25 protein-coding genes and 1 pseudogene are annotated in these 26,992 nt (G+C 69.4%); 14 read left to right on the top strand and 12 right to left on the bottom strand.

Annotation, left to right across the window (positions count from 1 at the left end; genetic code table 11):
* Window positions 1–53: 53 nt before the first annotated feature.
* Window positions 54–2,267, top strand: a complete 2,214-nt coding sequence (locus SGFS_RS29815) for a SpoIIE family protein phosphatase (protein WP_286254848.1) — start codon at window positions 54–56, stop codon at window positions 2,265–2,267.
* Here SGFS_RS29815 and SGFS_RS29810 read toward each other — a convergent pair.
* Window positions 2,207–3,307, bottom strand: coding sequence for an AI-2E family transporter (locus tag SGFS_RS29810; RefSeq protein WP_286254847.1), 1,101 nt, complete (start codon window positions 3,305–3,307; stop codon window positions 2,207–2,209). The two genes, SGFS_RS29815 and SGFS_RS29810, sit on opposite strands and share 61 nt — an antisense overlap.
* A 207-nt stretch (window positions 3,308–3,514) precedes the next feature.
* A pseudogene (locus SGFS_RS29805) lies at window positions 3,515–4,267 on the bottom strand (pirin family protein); the annotation flags it as partial.
* A gap of 42 nt (window positions 4,268–4,309) precedes the next feature.
* Between SGFS_RS29805 and SGFS_RS29800 the strand changes: the two are divergent.
* Together SGFS_RS29800 and SGFS_RS29795 are read left to right on the top strand one after the other, a co-directional pair.
* Complete coding sequence (locus SGFS_RS29800) at window positions 4,310–6,091, top strand: recombinase family protein (protein WP_286254846.1); 1,782 nt, start codon at window positions 4,310–4,312, stop codon at window positions 6,089–6,091.
* A gap of 158 nt (window positions 6,092–6,249) precedes the next feature.
* On the top strand, window positions 6,250–7,059 hold the full coding sequence (locus tag SGFS_RS29795) for a recombination directionality factor (protein WP_286254845.1): 810 nt from the start codon (window positions 6,250–6,252) through the stop codon (window positions 7,057–7,059).
* Window positions 7,060–8,116: 1,057 nt separating this feature from the next.
* On the opposite strand, the gene SGFS_RS51495 is transcribed toward SGFS_RS29795, so the two are convergent.
* On the bottom strand, window positions 8,117–8,521 hold the full coding sequence (locus SGFS_RS51495; protein WP_350284022.1) for a DUF2378 family protein: 405 nt from the start codon (window positions 8,519–8,521) through the stop codon (window positions 8,117–8,119).
* Between SGFS_RS51495 and SGFS_RS51490 the strand changes: the two genes are divergently transcribed.
* From SGFS_RS51490 to SGFS_RS29780, 3 genes are all read left to right on the top strand, one after another.
* Window positions 8,496–8,909 (top strand): DUF3631 domain-containing protein, encoded by a 414-nt coding sequence (locus SGFS_RS51490; RefSeq protein ID WP_350284021.1) that lies wholly within the window; start codon window positions 8,496–8,498, stop codon window positions 8,907–8,909. The two genes, SGFS_RS51495 and SGFS_RS51490, sit on opposite strands and share 26 nt — an antisense overlap.
* 372 nt (window positions 8,910–9,281) lie before the next feature.
* Window positions 9,282–9,833 carry a MobC domain-containing protein gene (locus SGFS_RS29785; protein WP_286254842.1) on the top strand — a complete coding sequence of 184 codons (552 nt, stop codon included), beginning with the start codon at window positions 9,282–9,284 and terminating at the stop codon, window positions 9,831–9,833.
* The gene (locus tag SGFS_RS29780) at window positions 9,823–11,580 is read left to right on the top strand and encodes a relaxase/mobilization nuclease domain-containing protein (RefSeq protein ID WP_286254840.1); all 1,758 of its coding nucleotides are present in this window, start codon (window positions 9,823–9,825) and stop codon (window positions 11,578–11,580) included. Before SGFS_RS29785 ends, SGFS_RS29780 begins: the two co-directional genes overlap by 11 nt.
* 12 nt (window positions 11,581–11,592) lie before the next feature.
* Here SGFS_RS29780 and SGFS_RS29775 read toward each other — a convergent pair whose 3' ends face one another.
* The 3 genes from SGFS_RS29775 to SGFS_RS29765 form a co-directional block, all read right to left on the bottom strand.
* Window positions 11,593–12,411, bottom strand: a complete 819-nt coding sequence (locus tag SGFS_RS29775; RefSeq protein ID WP_286254838.1) for a class I SAM-dependent methyltransferase — start codon at window positions 12,409–12,411, stop codon at window positions 11,593–11,595.
* Window positions 12,408–13,289: a hypothetical protein gene (locus SGFS_RS29770; protein WP_286254836.1), complete on the bottom strand. Its 882-nt coding sequence runs from the start codon at window positions 13,287–13,289 to the stop codon at window positions 12,408–12,410. The genes SGFS_RS29775 and SGFS_RS29770 overlap by 4 nt, the downstream gene beginning before the upstream one ends.
* 108 nt (window positions 13,290–13,397) lie before the next feature.
* The gene (locus SGFS_RS29765; protein WP_286254834.1) at window positions 13,398–13,751 is read right to left on the bottom strand and encodes a hypothetical protein; all 354 of its coding nucleotides are present in this window, start codon (window positions 13,749–13,751) and stop codon (window positions 13,398–13,400) included.
* An 86-nt stretch (window positions 13,752–13,837) separates the two neighbouring features.
* On the opposite strand from SGFS_RS29765, the gene SGFS_RS29760 reads away from it, so the two are divergent.
* The 5 genes from SGFS_RS29760 to SGFS_RS29740 all read left to right on the top strand — a co-directional run bounded on the left by SGFS_RS29760 (window position 13,838) and on the right by SGFS_RS29740 (window position 17,447).
* Window positions 13,838–14,299, top strand: a complete 462-nt coding sequence (locus tag SGFS_RS29760; protein ID WP_286254833.1) for an ATP-binding protein — start codon at window positions 13,838–13,840, stop codon at window positions 14,297–14,299.
* Complete coding sequence (locus SGFS_RS29755) at window positions 14,293–14,769, top strand: hypothetical protein (protein WP_286254832.1); 477 nt, start codon at window positions 14,293–14,295, stop codon at window positions 14,767–14,769. Before SGFS_RS29760 ends, SGFS_RS29755 begins: the two co-directional genes overlap by 7 nt.
* A gap of 28 nt (window positions 14,770–14,797) precedes the next feature.
* A complete protein-coding gene (locus SGFS_RS29750) occupies window positions 14,798–15,913 on the top strand; it encodes a hypothetical protein (RefSeq protein ID WP_286254830.1) in 1,116 nt (371 codons plus the stop codon).
* Complete coding sequence (locus SGFS_RS29745) at window positions 15,910–16,266, top strand: ASCH domain-containing protein (protein WP_286254829.1); 357 nt, start codon at window positions 15,910–15,912, stop codon at window positions 16,264–16,266. The genes SGFS_RS29750 and SGFS_RS29745 overlap by 4 nt, the downstream gene beginning before the upstream one ends.
* A 467-nt stretch (window positions 16,267–16,733) precedes the next feature.
* Window positions 16,734–17,447: a hypothetical protein gene (locus SGFS_RS29740; RefSeq protein ID WP_286254828.1), complete on the top strand. Its 714-nt coding sequence runs from the start codon at window positions 16,734–16,736 to the stop codon at window positions 17,445–17,447.
* A 73-nt stretch (window positions 17,448–17,520) separates the two neighbouring features.
* On the opposite strand, the gene SGFS_RS29735 is transcribed toward SGFS_RS29740, so the two are convergent.
* The 5 genes from SGFS_RS29735 to SGFS_RS29715 all read right to left on the bottom strand — a co-directional run bounded on the left by SGFS_RS29735 (window position 17,521) and on the right by SGFS_RS29715 (window position 21,395).
* Window positions 17,521–18,573, bottom strand: a complete 1,053-nt coding sequence (locus SGFS_RS29735) for a CU044_5270 family protein (RefSeq protein WP_286254827.1) — start codon at window positions 18,571–18,573, stop codon at window positions 17,521–17,523.
* A gap of 26 nt (window positions 18,574–18,599) precedes the next feature.
* Window positions 18,600–19,133, bottom strand: a complete 534-nt coding sequence (locus SGFS_RS29730) for an RNA polymerase sigma factor (protein ID WP_286254826.1) — start codon at window positions 19,131–19,133, stop codon at window positions 18,600–18,602.
* Window positions 19,134–19,438: 305 nt separating this feature from the next.
* Window positions 19,439–20,410 (bottom strand): pirin family protein, encoded by a 972-nt coding sequence (locus SGFS_RS29725; protein WP_286254825.1) that lies wholly within the window; start codon window positions 20,408–20,410, stop codon window positions 19,439–19,441.
* 36 nt (window positions 20,411–20,446) lie between these two features.
* The gene (locus tag SGFS_RS29720) at window positions 20,447–20,713 is read right to left on the bottom strand and encodes a hypothetical protein (protein WP_434028089.1); all 267 of its coding nucleotides are present in this window, start codon (window positions 20,711–20,713) and stop codon (window positions 20,447–20,449) included.
* 190 nt (window positions 20,714–20,903) lie between these two features.
* The gene (locus tag SGFS_RS29715; protein ID WP_286254824.1) at window positions 20,904–21,395 is read right to left on the bottom strand and encodes an SseB family protein; all 492 of its coding nucleotides are present in this window, start codon (window positions 21,393–21,395) and stop codon (window positions 20,904–20,906) included.
* A gap of 151 nt (window positions 21,396–21,546) precedes the next feature.
* Here SGFS_RS29715 and SGFS_RS29710 point away from each other — a divergent pair, with 151 nt between their 5' ends.
* From SGFS_RS29710 to SGFS_RS29700, 3 genes are all read left to right on the top strand, one after another.
* On the top strand, window positions 21,547–23,388 hold the full coding sequence (locus SGFS_RS29710; RefSeq protein ID WP_286254823.1) for an acyl-CoA dehydrogenase: 1,842 nt from the start codon (window positions 21,547–21,549) through the stop codon (window positions 23,386–23,388).
* Between the two features lie 122 nt (window positions 23,389–23,510).
* Window positions 23,511–24,809, top strand: coding sequence for a M18 family aminopeptidase (locus tag SGFS_RS29705; protein WP_286254822.1), 1,299 nt, complete (start codon window positions 23,511–23,513; stop codon window positions 24,807–24,809).
* 69 nt (window positions 24,810–24,878) lie between these two features.
* Entirely contained in the window at window positions 24,879–25,118 is a 240-nt protein-coding gene (locus tag SGFS_RS29700; RefSeq protein ID WP_286254820.1) for a DUF6458 family protein, read from the top strand.
* A 14-nt stretch (window positions 25,119–25,132) separates the two neighbouring features.
* On the opposite strand, the gene SGFS_RS29695 is transcribed toward SGFS_RS29700, so the two are convergent.
* The gene (locus tag SGFS_RS29695; protein WP_286254818.1) at window positions 25,133–26,962 is read right to left on the bottom strand and encodes an NHL domain-containing thioredoxin family protein; all 1,830 of its coding nucleotides are present in this window, start codon (window positions 26,960–26,962) and stop codon (window positions 25,133–25,135) included.
* Between the last annotated feature and the right edge of the window lie 30 nt (window positions 26,963–26,992).

Below are 26,992 nucleotides of genomic sequence, written 5' to 3'. Positions count from 1 at the left end.
GCTCTGTACAGCTTCGGTGGCACTGTCCGATCAGCTGTTCTTAGAGTGGGTCAATGCGCACTGGAGAGCCCCTGCCCACCGTGGGGGACGTCCTCGCTGCCCTCGCGACCGGACTGTGGCACTGGGACAGTGCCGCCGGGACCGTCACGGTGGACGCGGAGGCCGCCCGGCTCCTGGGGCTGCCCCCGGAGCCGACAACGTTGACGCAGGCCGGGGCGAGGTCCCGGCTGCACCCCGTCGACTGGAACGAGATCGTCTCGGTGGTGCAGCTCGCCGTCACCGAGGACACCCTCGCCGAGGTCCGGATCCGGGTCATGGACGAGCGGGGCCGCGTGCTGCGCACGGTCCGCAGCCGCTCCAAGCCGACCATCGACCCCGAGCGCAGGTCGTACGAGCTGATCGGCACGCTCCAGGAGGTCACCGAGCCCTCGCCGCAGACAGCCGCCCGCAACCCCACCGTCACCGGCGACTGGCGGCGCTCGCGCGAGGCGTTCCTGCTGGACGCGGGCCGCGCGCTGGCCGAGGCACGGTCCACGGAGGAGGTGCTGCGGGTCGCGGCGGGCCTGGCGATGCCTGGCTTCTCCCCGGACGGGCTCGCGGTGTTCGGCGTGGACGGCGACCGGCTCACCGTCATCGGGCACCACGGGCACCGGGACGGCGACGAGCGCCCTTTCACCCATATGCCGCTGAACACCGACTATCCGGCCGCCGAGGTGGTCCGCACCGGCCGGGCCGTCTATCTCTCCTCCCCCGAGGAGTACAAGGACCGCTACCCCACCGCCTGGCCGCTCGCCGAGCAGTTCGCCCGCCAGTCGTGGGCCTTCCTGCCGCTGACCGTGGCCGGCCGGACCATGGGCGCGTGGATGGCGGGCTTCACGTACCCCGTCTCGTTCACACCCGACGAGCGCTCGGTGCTGACGACCGTGGCCCGCATGCTCGCCCAGGCCCTCTCGCGCGCGGGCGCCGCCGAGACCGAGCGGGAGCTGACGGACGGCTTACAGCGCACGATGCTGCCCACCCTGGGCCCCGAGATACCCGGCATGACCGTCGCCGCGCGGTACGTCCCCACCGGCGGCGGACTCCAGGTGGGCGGCGACTGGTACGACATGATCGCGCTGCCCAACGGCCGTTTCGCCCTCGTCATCGGCGACGTCCAGGGCCATGACGTACGGGCGGCCGGCCTGATGGGCCAGCTCCGCATCGCACTGCGCGCCTACGCCTCCGAGGGCCACCGCCCCGACGCGGTCCTCTCCCGCGCCTCGCGCTTCCTGCACGGGGTCACCTTCGACTCCGACAACGATTTCTCGGACCTGCGCTTCGCGACGTGCCTGTACGTCGAGGTCGACCCGGTCTCCGGGGTGCTGGACATCGCCCGCGCCGGACACCCCGACCCGGCGGTCCGCATGGCCGACGGCACGGTCCTGGTCCGGCCGACGGCGGGCGGCCTGCCACTGGGCGTCGACCCGGACGCCGACTACCCGACGACCCGTCTGGTCCTCGAACCCGGCGAGACGATGCTCCTGTGCACCGACGGCCTGATCGAGACGGGCGGCCACGACCTCGACACGGGCTGGCGGCGCATCCGCTCGATCCTGGAGTCGTACGAGGACGCGGACGAGTCCGCCGACGGCACCGCGCCGAGCGCCGACGGCCTGGCACCCGAGGGCCTCGAAGCCCTGGCCGACGCCCTCGTGCGGGGCGTGCACGGCCCGTCCTCCCACCACACCCCCGGCCCGCTCGCCGACCGGCGCGAGGACGACATCGCGATACTGCTGCTGTGCCGCGCGGGCGAGGGCCGCGGCTGCGACGACACCACCGCCGTACGGCCTCCCGTGCGCCGCACGGCCCTGACGGTCGCCCAGGCCGAGCCGGAGCGGATAGCCGGGGCCCGTCAGCAGGTGCGCGAACTGCTGCACGACTGGGCCTGCGACGACCAGGCCCACTCGGCGGTGCTGCTCGTCTCCGAGACGCTCACCAACGTCCTCGTCCACACCGACGCGGACGCGCTGCTGGTCGCCGAGATGACCGGCGAGAACGGCAAGCGCCGGTTGCGGATCGAGGTGATGGACACCAGCGACGACCTCCCGCACAAGCGCCGCCCCGGCGAACTGGCCTCCTCCGGACGTGGACTCGTCCTCATGGAACTGCTCGCGGACGCGTGGGGCGTCGATCCGCGCGGCGACGGCAAGAGCATCTGGTTCGAGCTCTACGAGACGGCTCCGCCGGACGGGTCGTCGGTGGTGCGGCCCGGATCGCCGGTGGTGTAGCCGGGCGGGTCCTCGCTCCCGTACCGGGCCTGGAGTTCGTGGAAGACCCCGAGGACGGCCGCGGTCAGCGGTACGGCGAGGAGCATGCCGAGGACCCCGGCGACGGACGCCCCCGCGGTGATCGCCACCATCACCGCCGCCGGATGCATCTGCACCGTCCGGCTCTGGATCATCGGGTTCAGTACGTGCCCCTCCAACAGTTGCACGGCCAGCACGATCCCGAACACCCACAACGCGATCACGGCCCCCCGGTCGGCGAGGGCGACCAGCACGGCGACGGCCCCCGACACGATCGCCCCGAGATACGGGATGTACGCCCCGACGAAGACCAGCGCGCCGAGCCCGACGGCCCCCGGAACGTCCAGGATCAGCAGCCCGACGGTGATGCAGACGGCGTCGATGAGCGCGACGAGCGTGGTCCCCCGCATGAACCCCTCGACGCCCTCGTACGCCCGCCGGGCGATCGCCTCGACGACATCGGCACAGGAGCGCGGGGACAGCCCCCGCAGGGCGGCCGCGGCCCGGTGGGAGTCGCGGAGGAAGAAGAAGACGAGCAGCAGCGCGAGCACGGCCATGGCGAGCGCCTCACCGACCACGCTCACCCCGCTGATGACGTTGGAGGCCGCGGTCCCGCCGAACTTGGCGAGCAGTTCCTTGGCGTTGGCGGCGAGGTCGTCGAGGGAGGTGCCCGCGGCCCCGAAGTTCTTGCCGAGGTCCTCGGCCGCGTCCCTGAGGGAGGAGATGATCTGGTCCCCGGTCTCGATGAGCGCGGCGACCACGATGTACACGGCCCCGCCGACGACCGCCACGACCGCGACACAGGTGAGCCCGGCGGCGAGCGACCGATGCACATGCACCTTGACCAGCCACCGGTGCAGGGGCCCGAGCAGGGCCGTCCCCAGCAACGCGAGCAGCACGGGCGTGACCGCCGTACGGAACTCCACGCACAGCCGGACCCCGACATAGCCGACCCCCGCGACCAGCAGGATCACGGCACACCAGGCGGCCAGCCTGCGCATGGGGACGGGGAGCAGCTGCACGGTTCCAGCGGATCATGAACTGGCCGGGGGTGCCGTGCGAGGGCGGACCGGGTGGGTGACGGGACCATCGGGTGGACGTCCTGGCCGGCGATGTCGCACGAACCGTCGACAGCCGTGCCCGCGCAGGACGGGCCCGAAGCCGCGGAACGAGTTGCGGCTTCGGGCCTCGCCGTGCCCTATCGGATCCGGCCACTCACCGTCGGGCTGTCAGAGGCCGCCCTCGGTCATCCCGTGCACCGCCGGGATCGTGCCCAGACGGCCCTTCTGGAAGTCCTCGACCGCCTGCTGGAGCTCGTCGCGGGTGTTCATCACGAACGGGCCGTAGTGGGCCATGGGCTCACGGATCGGCTGCCCGCCCAGGAGGAGGATCTCCAGATCGGGCGCGTTCGAGTCCTGCTGCTCGTCCGCGCGGACCGTGATCGACGAACCCCCGCCGAAGACGGCCGTCTGGCCGAGGTGGACCGGACGCCGGTCCGCACCGACGCTGCCGCGCCCGGCGAGGACGTAGGCGAGGGCGTTGAAGTCCTCGCGCCACGGGAGCGTGATCTCCGCGCCCGGCGCCACGGTCGCGTGGAGCAGGGTGATCGGGGTGTGGGTGATGCCCGGGCCCTGGTGGCCGTCCAGCTCACCGGCGATGACGCGGAGCAGCGCGCCGCCGTCGGCGGTGGTGAGCAGCTGGACCTGACCGCCGCGGATGTCCTGGTATCTCGGGGCCATCATCTTGTCCCTGGCCGGGAGGTTCACCCACAGCTGGATGCCGTGGAAGAGACCGCCGGACATGACGAGCGACTCCGGCGGCGCCTCGATGTGGAGGAGGCCCGATCCGGCCGTCATCCACTGGGTGTCGCCGTTGGTGATGGTGCCGCCACCGCCCTGGCTGTCCTGGTGGTCGAAGATCCCGTCGATGATGTACGTGACGGTCTCGAAGCCGCGGTGGGGGTGCCACGGGGTCCCCTTGGGTGAAACCAGTTAGGGGGCTAAAAAATCAGCTAGAGTCCCCTCATGATCAGACCAGGGGTGGTGACCGGCATGGACATCCATGCAGGGGTCTATGGGCGTCAGTCCGTGGGGCGGGCCAACAAGTCCGAGGTCAGCACGGTCACGCAGCGCGCTGCGGGTGTGGCCGAGGCGAAGCGGCGCGGGGCCGTCAGCATCACCGAGTACGAGGACCTCGGGATATCCGCGTTCACGGGCGACGGCCGCCCGGACTTCGAACGGCTACTCAAGGACTGCCACGAGGGCCGGATCAACCTGATCATCGTCTACTACATCAGCCGCCTGTCACGGATGGATCCGCTGGACGCCATCCCCATCGTCACGGAGCTGCTCAACCTCGGCGTGACGATCGTCAGCCTCACCGAGGGCGAGTTCCGCAAGGGCAACCTGATGGACCTGATCCATCTGATCCTGCGGCTCGACGCGGCTCACAGCGAGAGCAAGAACAAGAGCGACGCGGTGCGGGGCGCGAAGAAGACGGCCCGCGAACTCGGCGGCTATGTGGGCGGCAAGCCGCCGTACGGCTTCCGCATGGTCCCCGCGACGCGAACGACGGCCGACGGCAGGCCCGTCGTGATCCATGTCCTAGAGCACGATCCCGACGAGGTGCCGGTGATTCGGGACATGTGGGCGCGGATCAAGGAGCACAAGGACATGCCGTACCAGCCGGGAGGTGGGCGCCGGCACCCGGGCTCTCTCACCGGCATCTGCGCCCAGATGACCGCCGACGGAGTCCCGACGAAGGGGCAGCGGGTCGGCAAGAAGACGAAGGACAGCGTCTGGGATCCGAAGACCGCCATGCGCATCCTCCGGGACCCACGCATCGCGGGCTACGCGGCGACCCCGGTGTACAAGCGCCGGGAAGACGACGGGAAGCTGACCAGCAAAATCGAGAGCTACCGCATCGAGCGCGACCCCGAGACCATGAAGCCGGTCCAGGCGTACCCGCCGATCATCCCGCCGGACGACTGGCACGAACTGCAGAAGTGGCTCGACGGCAGGGGCCAGGGCAAGGGCCTGTCGCGCGGACACGCCGTCCTCTCCGCCATGGACGTCCTCTTCTGCGACTGCGGTGCGGTGATGACGTCGCACCGTGCGACCACTCCCTACAAGGCCGCGTACCGCTGCCGCCGTCGGAAAGCGCTGCCGGGCCAGCACGAGGGCGAGTGCACGATCAGCATGCAGACCCTGGACCTGTACGTCGCCCGGCGGATCTTCGCCCTCATCCAGACGGCCGAGGACGACCCCGAGACGGCAGTCATCCTCGCCGAGGCCGCCCGTCGGTACGCGGCGCAGACAGAACAGCCGGAGATCGTGGGCGAACGCCGCAGTCTCGTCACCGAACGCGCCGATGCCAAGCACGCGCTGGAGGAGCTGTACGACAGGGAAGAGGCCGGCGACTACGACGACCCCGTCGGACGACGCCGGTTCCGGGAGCGCAGGGAACGGCTCCTCGGCCGTATGGAGCGGGCGGAGGCCCGTCTCACCGAGTTGGAAGAGGCGGCGACGCCGACGCTCCCGATCCACCTGTGGCTGCCCTTGGGTGCGGGGGACGTCGATCCTGTGGGCGAGGGCTCATGGTGGGAGGCTGCGACGACGCAGGAGCGCCGGGAGTTCGTCAAGTTGTTCGTGCGCCGGGTCACGGTCACCAAGGCGTTCGGTGCGGGAAGGTCGACGCCCGTCGAGAAGCGGGCGACGGTCGAGTTCGTACGACCGGAACAGGCCGAGGGCGATGACGCAGAGACTGGCGAATCGAGGCAGCAGGAGGTGCTAGCAGAAGCGGTCTGACCTGCCGCTGAACCGAGACGAGCGAGGGAGAGTACACCCACATCGCCGGTTAGAGAAACCGGCGATTCTCCGGAGCATTGACGGTGTCCTCGGGGGCTCCGGGCAGCCGCGTCGCTGCTCTGGCGCCCCTGCGTCTCCCAACCGTCAGGAGCCGTCTCTTGCACAACCCCGCGCCCAGCCCGGCCACCGCTTCGCCGACCGACGGTGAATGTTCTGGCCATCGCCGACGGCATCGCACCGCCGCGACGCATGGCTGCACCCGACCGTGCACCACTCACCGTCAGCGACTCGGCACCCCTCACACGTGCTCGCTGTCCAGGGCATCCGAACCAGTCGCTGGTGACTGCGACTTCGGCCGCGTCGTCGACGGCAAGCTGCTCACCCGCCCGGTCTGGCGCCTGCTCACGGTGTCGCCCCATGTGGCGGAGAGCATCGCGAGCGCGCTCGGAGCCGAGCCGCAGCGGCGATTGGCCAACGGCTCGGAGCTGTTCGAAGTCGTAGCCGAGAAGGCCAGTCTCCGAGTCGTCGTCGAGAATCCTGGCAGGCTGACGGGGCAGATGAAGCTGTGGGACTCCCGTGGCCTGGCGCACCACTGCGACGGGCGTGCGTTCCTGTCCCGGGAAGCTGATGCAGGTCACCCTTGCGGGTGCCCGAACACCATGGCCGAGCGCAGGGCGCGGGCCAGGGCCGGCCAAGGGCCGCAGCCGATCACGACACTTCTGTTCCGCCTGGCTGAATGCCCTGACATCGACTCGTTCCGCTTCAGGTCCTCCTCCTGGCGCTTCGCCGAGGGGGTGCAACGGACACGCACTCAACTGGCCGCGGTGGGGGACGCTGCGCTTTGCGAACTCGCGATCCAAACGGTCGAGTTCCCGACCCAAAATGGCCGCCGGGTCTGCTACCACAAGCCCGTTGTGAAAGTGCTCAGCCCCTGGGTGTCCAGCGCTGCGCTGAGCCTCGCCGCCTGAGTGGCGTTTCCGCACGAATCCACCCCGCGTAGCGGGCCCCTGCCTGCGCGCACCCCAGGAGCACTATGGAAGACACCTTCCCCAACCCGCAGAACACAACGAAGGCCATCTGGCCGCCGGTCGCCATTCCCGGCCAGACGATGCTGTCGCTCGGATCGAATCCCGACGGAGACCCCGCACGTCCCCAGGGCGGGGACCGCATTGCTGAGCCAGTCGGTCCCCACGGCTCCGGCCCCGGGGAGCGGGCCACCGCAGTTGATCCGCTGCCTGGCTCAGCGAGTAACGGTGATCCCCTATCGGGCCTGGGGACCACGCATGGCATCAAAGCAATGGACGGCGGGGACCGGTCCCCGGAACAGATAGGGACCGCACGCTCGACGATCCCCCCTGCCCTGGCAGAGGATCCGCAGGTCAACGCCCTGCGGACCGGACCCGGCAGTGCAGGCCATGCTGGCACAGACGGACCGGAAGCCGGGGACCTGGTGGGGACTTCCGGTCAGCCGACCCCCGGATCCGGTCCCCGAGTTCTGGTCGCTCAGACCACGAAAGGGGATCGCCGTGGGGACGGCCCCCAGGGCACTTCGGGGACCACGGTCCCCGACGACGGGTCGGGGACCGGTGACCGTGCTGATGCAGGCGGCCAGGTGGCCGTCGAGGGAGCCGTGCTGCTGGACGAGCTACGAACGGCGATCGGCCGGTACGTGGTGCTGCCCAGCGAGGGGGCGCTGACCGCGGTCACCCTGTGGGTGGCGGCCACGCACATCCAGACGGCTTTGCAGCATGCGCCGCGTCTGGCGGTGGTGAGCCCGACGAAGGGCTGCGGCAAGTCCCGGGTTCTGGACGTGCTCCACGAGACCGTGCACCAGCCGATGATGACGGTGAACACCTCCCCGGCGGTCATCTTCCGGGTCATCGGCAAGAACCCGCCCACCCTGCTGGTGGACGAGGCGGACACCATCTTCGGCCCCAAGGCGAGCGGTGACAGTGAGATCCTGCGCGGCCTGCTGAATGCCGGGCACCAGCGCAACCGGCCCGCCTGGCGGATCTCCGGTCCGGATCACAAACCGACCCCGTTCCCCACCTTCGCCATGGCCGCCATCGCGGGGATCGGCGACCTGCCGGACACAGTCATGGACCGGGCGGTCGTTCTGCGGATGCAGAAGCGCAAGCCGGGCGAAAGGGTCACCCCTTTCCGCTCCCGGTATTCGGTGCCAGAACTCAACGCGCTACGTGACCGGCTGACCGCATGGCTTGGTCCGCTGCGCGGGCAGGCTGCCCGCATGGTGCCGCAGATGCCGGTGGAGGACCGAGCGGCGGACACCTGGGAGCCGCTGGTCATCATCGCCGACCTGGCCGGCGGCCACTGGCCCGCCCAGGCTCGTGCCGCCTGCCTGGCCATGACCCGCCACGAGGCGGTCCAGGACGAGCAGAGCAGCTTGAAGACACGGCTGCTGCGCGACATCCACCGCATCTTCGCGCAGGCGGACCACCCCGAGGCCCTGTCCACCCAGGATCTGGTCGCCGCGCTGCTCCAGGATGCCGAGGCCCCGTGGGCGGAGCACGGCACCAAAGGGCTGAACGCCTACCACCTGAGCAATCTGCTGCGGGACTTCAACATCAGCCCGGCCAACTACCGGTTCGACAAGGGCAGGCAGGCCAAGGCGTACATGCGCAACCGCTTCCTGGACGCCTGGGCCCGCAACTGCCCAGACCTCGTCGAGGCGGCACCCGAGTCCGAACACGGCGCTTCTCCTGCTCGCCTAGCGCAGGGCAGGCTGCCCGCCGCCCCGGCGGGGACGTTGCCTGTCGGCCCGCCCGGTGGACTCGCCGGACCGAAGCGCGCTCTCTGATCCCACCGGGGTCCGTATCACTTCGTCGCATCCGTCCCCGCGCAGGTCAGCGCGGGGACGGACTCTGTCGCCGGGACGGAGTTCTCCGTACCTGCCCGCGCGTCCGTACCTGTGCTGACCAGGCGTGCGACGGATGCGACGGACGTGACACAGCCCCATCCCTCGCTGCACCGGAGCACCAACATGGACACTGCGAACGACACGAACCCCTCTTCTCCCCGCCGCTGGGGTTGGTTCAACCGGGACCGACGAACAGCAGCAAGCTGGAGCGAACGAGCCCCTAAAGGGGCTTCGTCCGCGCTTGCCTCCGCCCCTGGGGTGGCGGCGGGAGAGGGGGTCGGGCGCCAGCGGGCGCCCGAGCCTGAGGAGGGGGTGAACGAACCCCGCACCGCGTCTACCGCCGACAGCACAGAGCAGCCCGTCGCCGACTCCGTCACCCCACACGCCGCACCGACCGCCCGTCAACCGCCCGCCGCCATTGAGCAGCCCTCGTGGCGTGAGCCTGACGCTCCCGCGCTGCCCGCGCGGATGAACCGCAAGCGCACCACCGAGAAGCGTGACCAGGAGAAGAAGATCCGCTTCACCCCGACCGCGGCCCGCCTCATCGATGCCGAGGCCACGCGGCGCCACCAGAAGTTCGCCAGCTTCGTCGGCGACGCCGCCCTCGCCGTCGCGCTCGGCAAGGCGGGCATGGTCGGCAGCCCGGAGGACGACCCCATCCGCCCGCTGGTGGAAGCCATCGAAGCGCACACCAAGGCGCTGAACCGGATCGGCACCAACCTCAACCAGGTCACGGTAGCTATCCACTCCGGCGCGATACCAGAGCGTGCCAAGGCCATCCTCGACCGCATCGAGCAGGCCGCCCAAACCAGTTACGTACTGATGGACCAGCTCCTGGCGGGAGGAGCCAGTCATGGTGCCTGACGTCTCCACCGGCTCCAGCACGCTCGGCCTGATCAACTACCTCTTCGGCAAGGGGCGGCGCGACGAGCACACGGACCCTCACATCGTGGCTGCCTGGGACATGGCCGGCGCCCCCGACCCCGGCCGCGACCCCACCGCCACCTACACCCAGCTCGCCCGGCGCCTGGACCACCACGTCGACCTCCGCACCCGGGAACTCGGCGGAAAGCAGCCACCGCAGCATGTGTGGCACTGCCCGGTGCGCACCGCGCCCGGCGACCGCTACCTCACCGACGCTGAGTGGGCCGAGGTTGCCCGCCGCGTCGTAGCCGCCACGGGCATCGCCCCCGAGGGAGACGACAAGGCGTGCCGCTGGATCGCGGTCCGGCACGCCGACGACCACATCCACATCATGGCCACCAGCGTCCGAGCCGACGGCCGCCGCCCTCGTACGAACCGGGACGGCTGGCGGGCACAGCGCGAATGCCGACAGATCGAGGCCGAGTTCGGGCTGCGCCGCCTGAAGTCCGGCGACCTCACCGCCCCGCGTACCCCGACCGGCGCCGAGCGGGCGAAGGCGGAATGCCAGGGCCGGGATGAGACCGCGCGGGAGTGGCTGCGCGAGCAGGCGTACGCGGTCGCCGCCGCCGTACGCAGCATCGACGAGTACTTCACCGTGCTGCGCTCCCTCGGCATCCAGGTCAGGCCGCGCATCGGCCCCGAGACCGGCGAGGTGACCGGCTACAGCCTGGCCGCGCCCGGCGACACCGCCCAAGGTGAGCCGGTCTGGTACGGCGGCTCACGGCTCGCTCCCGACCTGTCCTACAACCGCCTCTGCGAACGCCTTCCCACCCAGGACCTGGCCGACCGCCCCGAGCAGGCGGCGGACCCAGCCGAACCGTGGCGCCGCGCCGAGACCGCCATCCGCGACGCCCACGCCGTCCTCGACTTGGGCGACGACGCCATGGCCCTGGGACATCTGGATGCTTTCGGCGACACCCTCCACAACCTGGCCCTCGCCACCAAGGGCGGACACCGGGCCGAACTGCAAGCCGCGGCAAGGGCGTTCAACCGGGCCCGCCGCTCGGCGATCCGAGCCGATCACCAGGCAGCCACCGCCCTACGGGAAGCCGCCAAGGAACTCGCCTACGCCACGCACGATCCGGGCGGACTCGCCATCGCCCTGATCTTCGCCGCGCTCCACGTGGCGCGCGCGGCCGCCAAGTGGCATGAGCAGCGCGGCCACGAGCAGCAGGCCGCAGCGGCCGAAGAAGCCTTCCGCCACCTGCAGGCCGGTTACCAGCAGGCCGCCCAGCCGGTCTTGGCGGATCTCGCCCTTCGCGCACCGCGCGCCACAACCGCCAGCCGCTTCGAGCAGGACCTGCGCGCAGTCCTCCCCGACCACGCCGACCGCGTCCTCGCCGATCCCACCTGGCCAGCCCTGACTACGACCCTCGCCCGTGCCGAGACCGCCGGCCACAACCCCCGACACCTCTTGGCCGAAGTAGCCGCACGGCGAGAACTCGACACCGCCGATCGCCCCGCCGAGGTCCTCAACTGGCGCATCGCCGTGCAGCCGAACAGGCGTGCTCAGGCAGCTCGCAGCCTGAGCACCCGCCTCACCGCACCCGTGACGCCCACACCACAGCCCACGCCCACGCCCACGCCCACGCCCACGCCCACGCCCACGCCCACGCCCACGCCCACGCCCACGCCCACGCCCACGCCCACGAGCGAACGGCTTACGGAACGCGGCCGACGGCGATAGCCAAGTCGGCTGTCAGCGACAGCAGACGAGGATGCCGCCCAGGCACGTGACCTCGAAGGCCCCATGCCGGGCAATGTGATCGATGAGTATCGCGCGGGCCCGCTCGATCGTGGCCTCGAAAGGCACGTCGTGCTGGTCCGCCCAAGCCCGGTAAGAGACCATGTGCGCGATGACCGGCTCGGGGTCCTGGACCGTGATGGTGCCGGGCAGTTCGATCGTCTCCACGCGGCCGAACTCCTCGCCCAGGAAGGCCGGGGCCTTCTCCAGAGAGAAGCGGGCGCTGAGCGAGATGCGGGCCGGGCCACGTCCGGTACCGAGGACGTCGCCCGCCGCCCGCTGCCACAGTTCGTCGAGTTCGGCCTTGTCCCGGTCGCTGTTGGTGGAGACGATCACCGCCCCGTCACGAGCCACGACGCGGGACAACTCCCTGACCGCCTGCGGGATGCCCGGGACGTGGTACAGCATGTGCAGCGCCAGGGCCGCGTCGACGCTCGCCGTGGCCAACGGCAGGCGGGTGGCATCCGCCACGGCGACCGGGCCGGGCACGCTGGCGAGGATGCCGGGGGCGATGTCCAGTCCGAGCAGGGTCAGCTCGGGCCGATCGTCGCGAAGCCGCTGGATGAATTTACCGTTGCCGCAGCCGATATCGACCACACGCCCGCGTACGCCGCTCAGCTGTTCGGCGACGATGCCAGGCAGGTCGTATCGGGGTGTCTGCCACTGGTAGAGCGACTGGCGGGCAGCCAGGTCCCGGTCGCCGTTGTAGGCGCTTCCGGCAAGGCGGCTCCGGTCGGTGACAGCGGCGTCGTGTGCGGCAGACAGTTCGGTCACGTCGGCAGCTCCGGTGGGTGGGCGGCGGGTGAGGCCGCGAGGACGGCCGTGTGCTGGAGTCGTTCGCGTAGGTGTGCGGCCTGCGCGGCTCCACCGTACTGCGGCCCTCCTAGCTCCCGGCCCAGAGCGGTGAGCCGACGCACGATGCTGGCCGACATGCGGTCGGGCGGTGAGGCGAGGACGAATCCGAGCATCGCCTCGGTGCCGTCCAGGTCGCCCAGGAGCAGGTGGCCGCGGGCGAGATCGACATGGGCGGCGAGCAGGTCGCCGACCGACTGATCATCGTCCTCGGCACTGCGGTAGAGCCTGATCGCACTGTCCGCGCTGACGATGGCCTGCTGGACATGCTCCCTCCCGCCCACGGCCAAGTGGCTCGTGCCCGCGTACGCGAACTGCTTGGCGGCCGGGAAGGCGAAGATGCCCGGCACCTCGTCATGGCCGGGCATTGCCTCGCGGGAGCGCTCGGCATCCGCAAGGGCGGCCACCGCGCCCACCCGGTCTCCGGCTATGGCCAGCGCACGCGCCTCCAGGCTCGCCAACCGGGCTCCGATGCTGCCGGGAGCCCGGTGGTGGCGGCCGGCCTGCGCCAGCCGCGCCGCCTGCTCGTACCGCCCGGTCCAGTAGGCGATCAGGGACTCCACGGCCCGTACCCAGGCCAGCATCCCCTCGTGCCCGGCTGCCTCTGCACACGCCCGAGCGGTACGAGCGTGAGTGGCAGCGGAGTCGTAGCCGCCCAGGTCCAAGCAGACGTGCGCGGACAGCCCGCACAACCGTGAGGCCGCGACGTACAGGTCAGCAGTCTGCCGGGGATGCTGGCGTCCGCGCAGCAACTCGAACGCCCCGTCCCGCAGCCGCTTGATCTCGATGTACAGCTCCATCAGCGGATGGCTGACATAGGCGCGAGCGAGCCGAGCAACATCGGCCTCCAACTGCTCGACGACGAACTCATCTGCGTTGCGCTGCGCGATGAACCGGGCGAAGTCCGCCTACATCACCGCGTCCGCCGCCGCCATAGCACCTGATCGGGAAGGCACCACAGGCCGCGCCGGAACGGTCTCCGCAGCCTTGTCTCCACCCTGGCGGCCCCTGCTGACCGCCACAGCACGGTCGAGCACTCCGATGTCGATGCCGAACACCTGCGCCAGATACCTGCGGGTGTACGGGACCGGGATGCGTGCCTCACGCTCGTAACGCCCAATCTCCTTACCGGTCTTGGCTGCCCGCCCCTCCAGGGCGTTGTATTCGTCGGCCACCCGCTGCTGGGTCCAACCACGCCCCGTGCGCAGCCGTATGAGCAACGCGCCAATCCCCGTGTCGCCCATCCCATCTCCCAGGAGCATGCGAACTCTGGCCCCCATAGTGGCCCCCCGCATGGCCCCCACGCTGGCTCCCGACCCAAACGAGCTACGGCGGTTGGCTGTTGGCCATGCCCAGCAGACTGCCCGGCGAGCCGGACACCCTCGCACCGGAACAAGCCCTCGACGGCGCCGTCGAGCACGAATCGATGCTCTTCGACCGACGCCGGACCACCCCAGGCGCCGCCCGCTCCTTCGTCGCCGAGACCCTTACCCAATGGGGCCGGACCGAACGCCTCGACGACATCCGGCTGTGCACCTCCGAACTCGCCACCAACGCCGTCCTGCACGGAGCTCCTGCAGGCGGTCAGGTCCTCGTACGAGTCGAACTGCACACCACAGTGCTGCGCATCGAGGTGCACGACGGCGGCAACGGCACACCCACCAAGCAGGAGCCACGGAGCACCACCGACGACGGCCGCGGCCTCCTGCTGGTCTCTGCCGTCGCCGACCACTGGGGCGTGGAGAAGCGCCAGGGCCCCGGCAAGTGCGTCTGGGCCGCCTTCCACCACAGCGCGGTGCCCACATGCTGACGCCTGCCCGCACCGAGTCCTTCGCGCCTTCCGCTGGTCTGATCGCCTCCCTGGCCACCACCACGTGGTTGGACACCACTCCGACCGGCGCCACTCTGTGCTGCCTCCTTCTGGTGCCCCAACCGCCCCGCAGCTGCTACGAGACGCCGGCCGTCATCGAGCAACGCATGCGCGCCGTTGCCGAAGCTCTACACCTCGGCCCCGCCACCACACCCCCGCCGGACATCGGGCCACGCCTACGTCTGATCGCCCCGGCTGAAGTGGCCCTGCGCTTCGACGGCACCCCGTACCGCAAACGCATCCCCACCGGCCGCCTCTGGACTCTGCTGCTCGGCCAAGGAACCCCGGCGGCCATCGTCCTCGGCCTCGACCCACTCTCCCGCAGCGCCACCCCTGCGGAGATCGACACCTACCTGGACAGCGCCACGCTCCGCCAGCGCCTCCTCTTCGGTCACACCCGAACCGAATGAACCCCAACCCACCCCAGGGGGACATCCCGTGACGACCCATCCCGTCTCGCCGAACACCGTCCTCGCCAACGCCCTGCACCGGGCGGAGGACGTCCTGACTCCACGCATCCTGGCCACCCCACCGGAGCGGATCGTGCTGGTCGTCGGCACCCAAATCAACGGCGCCCCACACATCGGCACCTCACTCGTGCAGTCTCTGGCCTTCGCCATGGCGGCCCGCCTCCGCGACCGCTTCAGCATCCCCACCGAGGTTCTCTTCAGCGCCCTCGACAACGCCCCGTACGAGCTGGCCACCGACCCCGCGACCGGCCATCTCTACCAGCGTGCGTACGCCCAAACCCTCGGCGAACAGGCCCTGATCGACCTCGTCGACGCCCTCTACCAGCCTCTGTTCACGGCTCTCTCCCGGCACCTGGGCATCCCACACCGGGTCGAGACCTACAGCCAGCAGCAGGCCGGCGAGCACTTCCGCCACACCTGGCTGCGCCTCCTGCCACGCCTCGACGCCGCCCGATGGTGGCTCGCCCCCTCCACCGGCACCCCACACCTGCGTATCCCCTGCCCTCAGCACGGTTGCGGATGGGCCGAGAAGCACGCCGAGCGCACGCATGTCCATCTCACCGACCGCGAGACCGCGCAAGTCGCTGCCGTATGCCTGCACCACGGCCTCTATCAGGCCACCATCACCCCGGCCGGGGGCGCCTACCTCGACTTGGCCACGCTGTACCGCAACCTCGTCAAAGAACTCGCCCTGTCCAATGCCCACGGCACCCTGCACGTCATGGTCAAGGGCGGCGACTGGATCTTCGGTTCCCACCTGGTCGACGAAGCCCTCCAGGCGGTCGGCCTCACCCGCACCCGGCTCCCCGCCCGCTTGTTCTGCCTTCAGGTCGTCACCGACACCGGAGCCAAGCTGTCCAAGTCCCTGATCCGCGAGGGCCATGTTCCCTTGCCCGACGGCGCAGCCGACTGGATGCTCGACACTCGCCAGTGGCCCGGAACCATCAGCGAGTACGCCGAGCAGCTGCTGGCCATGACCGATACGTTGCTGTCCGACCCCCGCCACTTCTTCCGTTCGTACTCGGCCGCCGAGATCAGCCGCATGATCACCGCGCCAGCCCCCAGGAGCGTTCCCGCCCCATGACCGACACCACACCCCGCGTCCACGAACTCAACCTCTACCGCCAGTACTTCGACCTCGTCGCCACAGGCACCAAGACCATCGAGGTGCGGGTGAAGTACCCGCACCTCGCCGACCTCGGCGCAGGCGACATCATCCGCTTCCGCATCAAGGGCACCGACGAAACCTGCAAGGTGAATGTCAAGCGGGTGACGGAGTACCCCGACTTTGAAGCGCTGCTCGACGCAGAGGGACCCGCCAACATCAACCCGACCGCCACCCGCGACCAGCAGCTCGCCAACATCCGCACCATCTACCCACCCGAGAAAGAAGCTCTCGGCGCCCTCGCCATCGAGGTCAAGCAGATTAACGGTTAGAGGAGTTCGAGCCACTCTCTGTCTTGTCCGCAGCTCAGGCTCGGGGACAAGACAGGGAATATGCCGGGGCATCCACGCTCGATCCAATCAATCCGGCCGCCGATTCAGAACCACACGCCAGACGATTTCCCCAAGAGGGAATGACCACCTCAATAAAATTTTTCGCCATGCTTGGCAAGAATTCGAAGGAATGAGAGGTTCCACCAGGGCCTCCACCCAGAAAAAGCGCCATAAGCTACATCCTGGACCATGGAATTGCGGATCGACCATGACACGGTTGGCCATTTTCAAGCGAACAGAATCGGCCAGCAAGACTTGATTTAACACCCATCCGGAACGATCAAGAACCACTTGACGTCAATAAGTAATGCCGCTTGATTAACACCTCAACCGATGCCTAGCCTCGGCATGTCCACGCCGGATCATGCAGAGGAGAATCGGTGTCCTTCAGTCACTTACGTCATCCCATGAGACTCATACTCGGGATATGCGCGTTGTTGGGACTCCTGGCCGCGGGGACGGTCAGCGCGTCGGCGAGCAACTCCAGAACCCTGCCCACGGTCGCGGCAGCCGATGACAGAGCCAACGTCGAGGCGCTCAGCGACGAGGAGCAGGTGGCCCTCCAAGCCGAAATCGACGAGCAACTGGCACAGGTGCCGGGCGGACGGCAGATCAGCGCCAACGAACTCGTATGGGGCGACAGCGCCGCCCCCGTACTGGTCTTCGGCCTCGGTGAGGACTCGAACCCCGAACCGAGCGCAGCTCTCGAAGCTCTGTACAGCGAGCTGGACAACGACGCCCAGGCAGCCGGCACAGTCGCTCGATCTGAGGGCGGCATCCAGGATGAGAAGGTGGAAGGGTGCCCGATGGGCAATTTCGTCCGCTGGTACTGTTTCTACAACTACAAGAACTTCAACAAGGGCGTCTCCAGCAGCGCCAGTCCTATTCCTCGGCGCTTGCAGTGGAGCCATCCCTACTGCGACGGTGAATTCATCGACCTTGCCGACTGGGGATTCTCCAAGAAAGTCACGTCGTGGGTCAACACGGGGTGGCTGGACGACATCCGCGTCTACACCGGGGGCATGGCCCATCTCTGGACCATGCGCGAAGGAATCAGCAAGAACGCACAGGTAGCCTCGTCCGACAACAACAAGGCTCGATTCGTCGTAGCCTGCCCCTGACGAAGGCATGAAGCACCGCTCTTGAGTCGATGCGCCCGCAAGGCCAACGGCCCTGCGGGCGCATCGCTTCGCATCATGCCCTGTGCTTGCTGTCCTTTGCCGTGCCGCGTGACAGGATCTCATTCACCGACACGGTGCCCGGGACTGCAATATTCAGTTTCAGCGGGTCGCCGAGCAGTGCTTCCTCGCCGCCCAGCGGATAGCCGGTCGCCGGGTCAAGGAGCAGGGAGTCCCTGAATGTCGCTGCTTTGTGCCTGCCCTCCTGCGTGACGGCGAGGGCTTGCCGGCCGTGCCAGGTGGTTGTCGTCGCGAGCGTCACGTCGGTCTGGTTGGCGAGGACCCGTAGCGCTGCCGCGCGCAGCGCCGGTTCGATGACGCCACCCGAGGCTCGTTGAGCAGTGTCGAGCATGGCGGAGACGCCCCAGATCAATCGCCCGCCTTCCCAGTTGACCTCCTTCAGTTGCGCGAGCAGCCGATCCGGATCGGTCGAGAAGGGCAGGAGCACCTCCCACTCGGAGTCCTGCGCGAAGTGGCCCGGGCCGTACGTCGTGTCCTTGAGGCCCTTGCCCTCGATCAGCCCTGCCTCCCTGGCATCCCGTTCCTGGTCCGGGTTGGGGAAGTACGGCTTGCCGTACTTCCGGCGCTCGCGGCCCGCCCCGTCGGAGGTGTTGATCCATTGCTCCGTCACGGTCGGGACCGCAGCGTTGGCGACGCCTCCCGGGACGTCACCGGCGGAGTTCAGCGCCCAACCCCAGCTCTTGGTGTACAAGTACGGGCCGTGCACTGTGTCCGGAGCGAGTTCGCCGACCTTCTCGGCCAGTTGGCTCAGCACGTCGTGCGGCGACCTGCCGGCAATCCTGCGCAGGTCAAGAACCGGTGGTGTCGTCATCGCTTGCGCCTCCACTCCCTCTGCGCCCAGCAATCGGCCCAGCTCACCGGACGCGGCCACGGCGGTGCCCGCTGCCACCGCCCCGCCTGCCAGCAGAACCCTCCGACGGGACATGCCCGTGCGGTGGTGCGGAGCGGTCTGTTCCGCGGCGGCCAGCAGCACCGCCAGTTCCCGCTCGGCGCGGTCCGGAAGCACACCGTCCCGGCCGAACCGGGCCTGCGGGTCGGGAGGCGCCATCTCCCGCACCTTCCTGAGATCGCCCTTCACCGTGTCCTCCCGTCCACCGGCAGTCTTGCCTCGGGTACCTGAATTTCGTCCGCGGCCACCGCCGCCTCCAACATTCGACGTGCGCGGTGCATACGGACCCTGAACGCTCCCGAGCTACAGCCCATCACTTTGGCCGCGTCCCGCACGGACAGCCCGTCCCAGGCCACGAGGAGGAGCACCTCCTGCTCGTGTTCCGGAAGGCGCCCCAAGGCGCCTCGTGCCCCCAGCCTGTGCAGGACCGCTTCCTCGGCCGCAGGTTCGACCCCATCGTCGTGATGGGCGCGTATACGGTCATCCAGACGATCAGCGCGACCTCGCGCTCGTACGGTGTTGGCCACGACGCGACGAGCGATGCCGTACAGCCAGGGCAATTCCTTGCCGCGAAGTTCGTGTCGGTTCCGCCAAGCCGCCAAGAACACCTCTGCCGCCGCGTCTTCAGCCGCATTCGCCGGCAGACGCCTGCGCAGGAACCGCAGCACGGGCAGGTAGGTACGCCGGTAGACCTCCTCGAACCCCTGCGGGTCGTCCATCGGTCTGCTCACGCCCACCCTCCCCACACAATGGCTTCACCATGTTTGTGTCCGGCGCCACGCGAAAGTTACGCGGATGAGCGAGCGGACATCCCGCAGTCCGCACACAGTCCGCAGAACACCCGATCAAGACCGTCGCACGCCATCGCCAACAATCGCCAAAAGGCCAGGCCAGCGCCCCACAGGAAAGATTCCCGCAGGTCACCGACCCGGCCCATTACTAGGAGACCAAGAAGGCGGCTTCGAGCGCGGACGAGCCTCACCCCTTTCCGGGTGGACTCGTCCACATGCGGCCGTAGTGATCCCTACAGTCCGCCCTCGGACATGCCGTGCACTGCCGGGATCGTTCCCAGCCGCCCCTTCTGGAAGTCCTCGAACGCCTGCTGCAGCTCGTCCTTGGTGTTCATGACGAACGGGCCGTAGTGCGCCATCGGCTCACGGATCGGCTGTCCGCCCAGCAGCACGACCTCCATGTCCGGCGTGTTCGCGTCCTGCTTCTCGTCCGCGCGGACCGTCAGCGAGGAGCCCGCGCCGAAGACCGCGGTCTGCCCCAGATGGATCGGGCGGCGCTCCGCGCCGACCGCGCCCTTGCCCGCGAGGACGTACGCCAGGCCGTTGAAGTCCTCCCGCCACGGAAGAGTGAGCTCCGCGCCGGGCGCGAGGGTCGCGTGGACCATGGTGATCGGGGTGTGGGTGATGCCGGGCCCCGCGTGCCCGTCCAACTCACCGGCGATGACCCGCAGCAGCGCGCCGCCGTCAGGGGTGGTGAGCAGCTGCACGTGCCCGCCGCGGATGTCCTGGTAGCGCGGCGCCATCATCTTGTCCTTGGCCGGCAGGTTCACCCACAGTTGCAGGCCATGGAAGAGACCGCCGGACATGACGAGGGACTCCGGCGGCGCCTCGATGTGGAGGAGGCCCGAGCCGGCCGTCATCCACTGGGTGTCGCCGTTGGTGATGGTGCCGCCACCGCCCTGGCTGTCCTGGTGGTCGAAGATCCCGTCGATGATGTAGGTGACGGTCTCGAAGCCGCGGTGCGGGTGCCACGGGGTCCCTTTCGGTTCCCCAGGCTGATACTCAACCTCACCCATCTGATCCATCATGATGAACGGGTCCAGATGACGGTAGTTGATCCCCGCGAACGCACGGCGAACGGGGAAACCTTCACCTTCGAAGCCACTCGGCGCGGTCGTCACAGCAAGCACAGGACGGGCCACGGCATCGACCGACGCGGCCACGCGCGGGAGGGTCAAGGGGTTGTCGACGGTTACAGCAGGCATGGGTCCGACTCTCCTCTTGGTGGAAGTTTCCGCAGGTCAGCGAGCATCCGTCGGGACACTCCCCCAACTGATAGAGTCCTTCGGCTCCCCCGGGGCGTAGTCCACCTCGCCCATCTGGTCCATCATGATGAACGGGTCGAGGTGGCGGTAGTTGATCCCGGCGAACGCACGGCGGACCGGGAAGCCCTCGCCCTCGAAGCCGCTGGGGGCGGTCGTCACGGCGAGCACCGGGCGGGCGACGGCGTCGGCCGACGCCGCGACACGGGGCAGGGTCAGCGGGTTCTCGACGGTCACTGCAGGCATGTCGGTACCTCCTTGTGCGCTCAGTTTAGTTGAGCATTGAACTTTCTGCCAGCCCCAACGACGAACGCCCGGAGGACATTCCCTCCGGGCGCCCGCCCCGCCCAAGCGGTGGCCGTCAGCTGTCTGCGAAGCAACGACGTCCGGCCGTCCGCAAAGCAACGGCCCGCAGCCTTCTGCGAAGCAACGGCGTCTAGCCGTACATCCGCCGCATCGCGAACTCCACCATCTGCTCCACGGCCTTCGCGTCGAAGACCATCCGGTGCTCGCCCTCCATGTCGAGGACGAAGCCGTAGCCGGTCGGCAGGAGGTCGATCACCTCGGCGCCGGTGATCACGAAGTACTTGGACTCCTTGCCGGCGTACCGGCGCAGCTCCTTGAGCGAGGTGAACATGGGGATCACCGGCTGCTGGGTGTTGTGCAGGGCCAGGAACCCGGGGTTGTCGCCGCGCGGGCAGTAGACCTTCGACGTCGCGAAGACCTGCTGGAAGTCCTCCGCGGCCAGCTGCCCGGTGGTGAAGGCGCGCACCGCGTCCGCGAGGGAGGGCGGGGACGGCTCGGGGTACAGCGGCGGCTGCTGCCCGTAGCCGCCGCCCATGGGGCCGCCGGGCATCTGCCCCGGCATCTGCTGCTGCGGCTGGGCGTACTGCTGCTGGGTGCCAGCGCTCTGGTCGTAGCCGTACATGGCGCAAAGCGTAACGAGTCACAGATGGCCCATTCGGGGTTGCTTCTTATTACCGGTGGGTAGCATCATCGACATAGAAGCTACTTGTTGGTACGTGAACTAGCGCGAGGATCCAGTGCCTCGCCGATCTCTCTCTTACGGAGCCGTCGCCATGGGGCACTACAAGTCGAATCTCCGCGACATCGAGTTCAACCTCTTCGAGGTCCTCGGGCGCGACAAGCTGTACGGCACCGGCCCGTTCGCGGAGATGGACACGGACACCGCCAAGAGCATCCTGGAGGAGCTGGCCCGTCTCGCGGAGAACGAGCTGGCGGAGTCCTTCACGGATGCCGACCGCAACCCGCCGGTCTTCGACCCGGAGACGAACACCGCTCCGGTACCGGCCTCCTTCAAGAAGAGCTACAAGGCCTTCATGGAGTCGGAGTACTGGCGCCTCGGCCTGCCCGAGGGCATCGGCGGTACGACCGCCCCCGCCTCCCTGATCTGGGCGTACGCGGAGCTGATCCTCGGCGCGAACCCGGCCGTGTGGATGTACTCCTCCGGCCCGGCGTTCGCCGGCATCCTCTACGACGAGGGCAACGACGTACAGAAGAAGATCGCCCAGATCGCGGTGGAGCGGACCTGGGGTTCGACCATGGTGCTGACCGAGCCGGACGCCGGTTCGGACGTGGGTGCCGGGCGCACCAAGGCGATCCAGCAGGAGGACGGCTCCTGGCACATCGAGGGTGTGAAGCGGTTCATCACCTCCGGTGAGCACGACATGGAGGAGAACATCCTCCACTACGTGCTCGCCCGCCCCGAGGGCCACGGCCCCGGCACCAAGGGCCTGTCCCTCTTCATGGTCCCGAAGTACCTCTTCGACTTCGAGACCGGCGAGCTGGGCGAGCGCAACGGCGCCTACGCCACCAACGTCGAGCACAAGATGGGCCTCAAGGCCTCCAACACCTGCGAGATGACCTTCGGCGACCGTCACCCGGCCAAGGGCTGGCTGATCGGCGACAAGCACGACGGCATCCGCCAGATGTTCCGGATCATCGAGTTCGCCCGCATGATGGTCGGCACGAAGGCGATCTCGACGCTGTCGACGGGCTACCTCAACGCGCTGGAGTACGCCAAGGAGCGCGTCCAGGGCACCGACCTGGCGAACTTCATGGACAAGACCGCGCCCAAGGTCACCATCACGCACCACCCGGACGTCCGCCGCTCGCTGATGACGCAGAAGGCGTACGCGGAGGGCATGCGCGCCCTCGTCCTCTACACCGCCTCCGTCCAGGACTCCATCGCGGTGAAGGAGGCGGCGGGCGAGGACGCCAAGGCCGAGCACGCGCTCAACGACCTCCTCCTGCCCATCGTCAAGGGCTACGGCTCCGAGAAGGGCTACGAGCAGCTCGCCCAGTCGCTGCAGACCTTCGGCGGCTCCGGCTTCCTGCAGGAGTACCCGATCGAGCAGTACATCCGCGACGCCAAGATCGACACCCTGTACGAGGGCACGACCGCGATCCAGGGCCAGGACTTCTTCTTCCGGAAGATCGTCCGCAACCAGGGCGCGGCGCTGAACACCCTCGCCGAGGAGATCAAGAAGTTCCTGGCGCTCGACGAGGGCGGCGAGCAGCTGGCCGGCGCCCGTGCGCACCTCGCCAAGGCCGCGGTCGAGCTGGAGGCCATCGTCGGCCTCCTCCTCACGGACCTGGCCGCCACCGAGCAGGACGTCAAGAACATCTACAAGGTGGGCCTCAACACCACCCGCCTGCTCCTCGCCTCCGGTGACGTGGTCGTCGGCTACCTGCTCCTCAGGGGCGCCGCGGTCGCCGCCGAGAAGCTGGCGACGGCCTCCGACAAGGCTCTGTCCTCCAAGGACGTGGCGTTCTACACGGGCAAGATCGCGGCGGCGAAGTTCTTCGCGGCCAACGTCCTGCCGGGCGTCACCCTGGCCCGCAAGCTCTCCGAGGGCGTGGACCTGGACGTGATGGAGCTGGACGAGGCGGCGTTCTAGGACGACCGGAACTCTCGTAGCCGCGGGCGGGGCCACGCACGGACCGGCCCGGATCCGATCCTCCACGAGGGCCCGCTCCCAGACCCGGGAGCGGGCCCTCGTACGTCGTTAAGGTGAACCCCATGCGCACACCCCCACACTTCGATCGCGGCCACACCGACGACCTCATGTCCTTCCTCTCGGCAAGCCCCTCGCCGTACCACGCCGTGGCGAACGCCGCCGAGCGGCTGGAGAAGGCCGGCTTCCGCCAGGTCGCGGAGACGGACGCGTGGGACGGTTCGCTCGGCGGCAAGTACGTGCTGCGCGGCGGCGCGATCATCGCCTGGTACGTCCCGGAGGGCGCCGAGCCGCACACCCCGTTCCGTATCGTCGGCGCCCACACCGACTCGCCGAACCTCCGCGTCAAACCCCGCCCGGACACCGGCGCCCACGGCTTCCGCCAGGTCGCGGTGGAGCTCTACGGCGGCCCGCTGCTCAACTCCTGGCTGGACCGCGACCTCGGCCTCGCCGGCCGGCTCTCGCTGCGCGACGGCACGAGCCGCCTCGTGAACGTCGACAGGGCACTGCTCCGCGTCCCCCAGCTCGCGATCCACCTCGACCGTTCCGTCGTCTCCGACGGCCTGAAGCTCGACAAGCAGCGCCACATGCAGCCCATCTGGGGCCTCGGCGACGACGTCCGCGACGGCGACCTGATCGCCTTCCTGGAGGGCGAACTGGGCCTGACCGCGGGCCAGGTGACCGGCTGGGACCTGATGACCCACTCCATCGAGCCGCCCGCCTACCTGGGCCGCGACAAGGAACTGATGGCCGGTCCGCGCATGGACAACCTCCTGTCCGTGCACGCCGGTACGGCGGCCCTCGCGGCCGTGGCGACCACCGGCGACACGCTGCCGTACATCCCGGTGCTCGCCGCCTTCGACCACGAGGAGAACGGCTCGCAGTCCGACACGGGCGCCGACGGCCCGCTGCTCGGCAACGTCCTGGAGCGCTCGGTGTTCGCGCGCGGCGGCTCGTTCGAGGACCGGGCGCGCGCGTTGGCCGGGACGGTCTGTCTCTCCTCCGACACCGGTCACGCCGTGCACCCCAACTACGCGGAGCGGCACGACCCGACGCACCACCCGCGCGCGGACGGCGGCCCGATCCTCAAGGTGAACGTCAACAACCGCTACGCCACGGACGGTTCGGGCCGGGCGGTGTTCGCCGCGGCCTGCGAGAAGGCCGGTGTCCCCTTCCAGACCTTCGTCTCCAACAACTCCATGCCCTGCGGCACGACCATCGGCCCCATCACCGCCGCGCGCCACGGCATCAGGACGGTCGACATCGGCGTGGCCATCCTCTCCATGCACAGCGCTCGCGAACTGTGCGGCGCGAAGGACCCGTACCTGCTCGCGAACGCGCTGGCGGCATTTCTGGAAGGGTAGTTACCGGCGGGCCCGTCCGGGTACCCGGAGCGGACGGGAACCACCCAACCGGACAGGGAGGCAACGCTCATGGGCCTGGGCGGGTGCATCATTCTGATCGCCGTGGGGGCCATCCTCACGTTCGCCACCGACTGGGACATGCAGGGGGTCAACCTCGACCTGGTCGGTGTCATATTCATGATCGTCGGCTTGATCGGCGTCGTGACCTTCACCAGCATCGCCAAGCGCAGGCGCGTGGTGGTACCGCCCTCGACACCGGTCATCGACGAGGAACGGCACCACCACCGCGACGGATACCAGGGGTACTAGAACGCCTTCCGGTCCTACGAGGGCGTCGTCTCGTCCATCCCCGCCAGCACCAGCGGCAGCCGGTCGGCCCCGCCCTCCGTGACGCGCACCGGGACGCCCCAGTCCTGCTGATGAACATGACAGGCCGGGTACTCGTTCGCCGGGTCGTCGTCGCAGGACGCGGCCATGGCGGAGACGTGCAGTACGCCCTCGGGGACGGCCGGGTTCAGTTCCAGGACGCGTGACAGGGCCGTGTCCGCGCCCTCCCCGCCCAGCAGCAGCTCGGGCGGGGTGGCGGAGACCAGGAGCCGGGTCGACGGGCCGTAGCGCTCGTCGAGCTTCTGGCCCGCCGGGGCCCGGAAGACGACGGCCAGCTCCAGCGCCCCCGGCGCGACCTCGGTGGCCGCGCGCTGCGTGCGGTGGGCGACGGCCTCGACCCGTACCGCCTCCTCGGGCAGCCGCAGCCGGGTCAGCCGGTGCCGGGCGGACTCGACGACCACGATGTCGTCGCCGACGAGCACGGCGTCGCTCGGCTCCCGCAGATCGGTGGCGAGCGTGGTCACCTCGCCGGTCGCCGGGTCGTAGCGGCGCAGCGCGTGGTTGTACGTGTCGCTGACCGCGACCGACCCGTCCGGCAGGGCCGTGACACCCAACGGGTGCTGGAGCAGGGCCTGTTCGGCGGCGCCGTCGCGGTGCCCGAAGTCGAAGAGCCCGGTGCCGACGGCCGTGTGGACCGCCCCGTCCAGGTCGACCCAGCGCAGCGCGGACGTCTCGGAGTCGGCGAGCCAGAGCCGGTCGGGCGTCGCCGCGAGCCCCGACGGCTGCGCGAACCAGGCCTCGGCCCCCGGCCCGTCGACGAGCCCCTCGTTCGTCGTCCCGGCGGTGACGGCGACGGTCCCCTCGGCCGGGTCGTACGCCCACAGCTGGTGGACGCCGGCCATGGCGACCCACACCCGGCCGTCGAAGACGGCCACGTCCCACGGGGAGGAGAGGTCGGTCTCGCGGGCGGGCCCGGAGGTCGGCGAACCCTGCCACCACTGACGGCCGGTCCCCGCGAGGGTCGTGACCTCACCGGTCGCGAGGTCGATCCGCCGCAGGGCGTGGTTCACGGTGTCGGCGACGACCACGGAACCGTCGTCGAGCAGAGCGAGCCCCTGAGGCTCGTTGAAGGAGGCGGTGTCAGCCGCCCCGTCCACGAACCCACGCTCACCGGCCCCGATCCGCCGTACGACGGTCTCCCCGTCCGCGCCCAGCTCGACGACCTGATGCCGGGTGGTGTCGCTGACCAGGAAGTCCCCGTCCGGCAGGAGGATCGCCTTGCCGGGGAAGCGGAGCACGGTCGGCTCGGGCTCCGGCGCCACATACGGCCCGTCGCCGCGCCGCAGCGTGCCCTTCGCCGCGTGCTCGGCCTCCAGCTCCTCGACCAGCCGCTCGATGGCGTGCGCATGGCCCTCGCCCGCGTGCTGGGCGACGACGTACCCCTCCGGGTCGATCACGACGAGCGTGGGCCAGGCCCGGACCGCGTACTGCTTCCAGGTCGCCAGCTCCGGATCGTCGAGCACCGGGTGCTCCACGCCGTACCGCTCCACCGCGTCCACGACCGCCGCGTGCTCCGCCTCGTGCGCGAACTTCGGCGAGTGCACCCCGACGACGACCACCGTGTCCCGGTGCTTCTCCTCCAGCTCCCGCAGCTCGTCCAGGACGTGCAGACAGTTGATGCAGCAGAACGTCCAGAAGTCCAGCACGACGATCTTCCCCCGCAGCTCGGCGAGGGAGTACGCGACCTCACCCGTGTTCAGCCAGCCACCCTTGCCGACCAGTTCGGGGGCGCGGACACGGACGCGGCGGGGAGAGGAGTCGCTCATGATCTCCAGGGTGCCATCCGGTGTCGGCAC

It is taken from the genome of Streptomyces graminofaciens (assembly GCF_030294945.1).
GTDB classification, from domain to species: domain Bacteria; phylum Actinomycetota; class Actinomycetes; order Streptomycetales; family Streptomycetaceae; genus Streptomyces; species Streptomyces graminofaciens.
The sequence above is the reverse complement of the archived record's forward strand: the minus strand, read 5'-3'. Positions and strand labels throughout refer to the sequence as shown.

Coding starts and splice junctions, on each gene's coding strand:
- SGFS_RS29720 (WP_434028089.1), bottom strand. CDS start 20,713: ATGCCTGCAGTGACCGTCGAGAACCCGCTGACCCTGCCCCGTGTCGCG.
- SGFS_RS29815 (WP_286254848.1), top strand. CDS start 54: ATGCGCACTGGAGAGCCCCTGCCCACCGTGGGGGACGTCCTCGCTGCC.
- SGFS_RS29760 (WP_286254833.1), top strand. CDS start 13,838: ATGCCCAGCAGACTGCCCGGCGAGCCGGACACCCTCGCACCGGAACAA.
- SGFS_RS29715 (WP_286254824.1), bottom strand. CDS start 21,395: ATGTACGGCTACGACCAGAGCGCTGGCACCCAGCAGCAGTACGCCCAG.
- SGFS_RS29780 (WP_286254840.1), top strand. CDS start 9,823: ATGGTGCCTGACGTCTCCACCGGCTCCAGCACGCTCGGCCTGATCAAC.
- SGFS_RS29735 (WP_286254827.1), bottom strand. CDS start 18,573: ATGGCGCCTCCCGACCCGCAGGCCCGGTTCGGCCGGGACGGTGTGCTT.
- SGFS_RS29695 (WP_286254818.1), bottom strand. CDS start 26,962: ATGAGCGACTCCTCTCCCCGCCGCGTCCGTGTCCGCGCCCCCGAACTG.
- SGFS_RS29700 (WP_286254820.1), top strand. CDS start 24,879: ATGGGCCTGGGCGGGTGCATCATTCTGATCGCCGTGGGGGCCATCCTC.
- SGFS_RS29745 (WP_286254829.1), top strand. CDS start 15,910: ATGACCGACACCACACCCCGCGTCCACGAACTCAACCTCTACCGCCAG.
- SGFS_RS29725 (WP_286254825.1), bottom strand. CDS start 20,410: ATGCCTGCTGTAACCGTCGACAACCCCTTGACCCTCCCGCGCGTGGCC.
- SGFS_RS29800 (WP_286254846.1), top strand. CDS start 4,310: ATGATCAGACCAGGGGTGGTGACCGGCATGGACATCCATGCAGGGGTC.
- SGFS_RS29770 (WP_286254836.1), bottom strand. CDS start 13,289: ATGGAGCTGTACATCGAGATCAAGCGGCTGCGGGACGGGGCGTTCGAG.
- SGFS_RS29710 (WP_286254823.1), top strand. CDS start 21,547: ATGGGGCACTACAAGTCGAATCTCCGCGACATCGAGTTCAACCTCTTC.
- SGFS_RS51495 (WP_350284022.1), bottom strand. CDS start 8,521: ATGTCGCGCAGCAGCCGTGTCTTCAAGCTGCTCTGCTCGTCCTGGACC.
- SGFS_RS29705 (WP_286254822.1), top strand. CDS start 23,511: ATGCGCACACCCCCACACTTCGATCGCGGCCACACCGACGACCTCATG.
- SGFS_RS29740 (WP_286254828.1), top strand. CDS start 16,734: ATGAGACTCATACTCGGGATATGCGCGTTGTTGGGACTCCTGGCCGCG.
- SGFS_RS29755 (WP_286254832.1), top strand. CDS start 14,293: ATGCTGACGCCTGCCCGCACCGAGTCCTTCGCGCCTTCCGCTGGTCTG.
- SGFS_RS29765 (WP_286254834.1), bottom strand. CDS start 13,751: ATGCTCCTGGGAGATGGGATGGGCGACACGGGGATTGGCGCGTTGCTC.
- SGFS_RS29730 (WP_286254826.1), bottom strand. CDS start 19,133: ATGGACGACCCGCAGGGGTTCGAGGAGGTCTACCGGCGTACCTACCTG.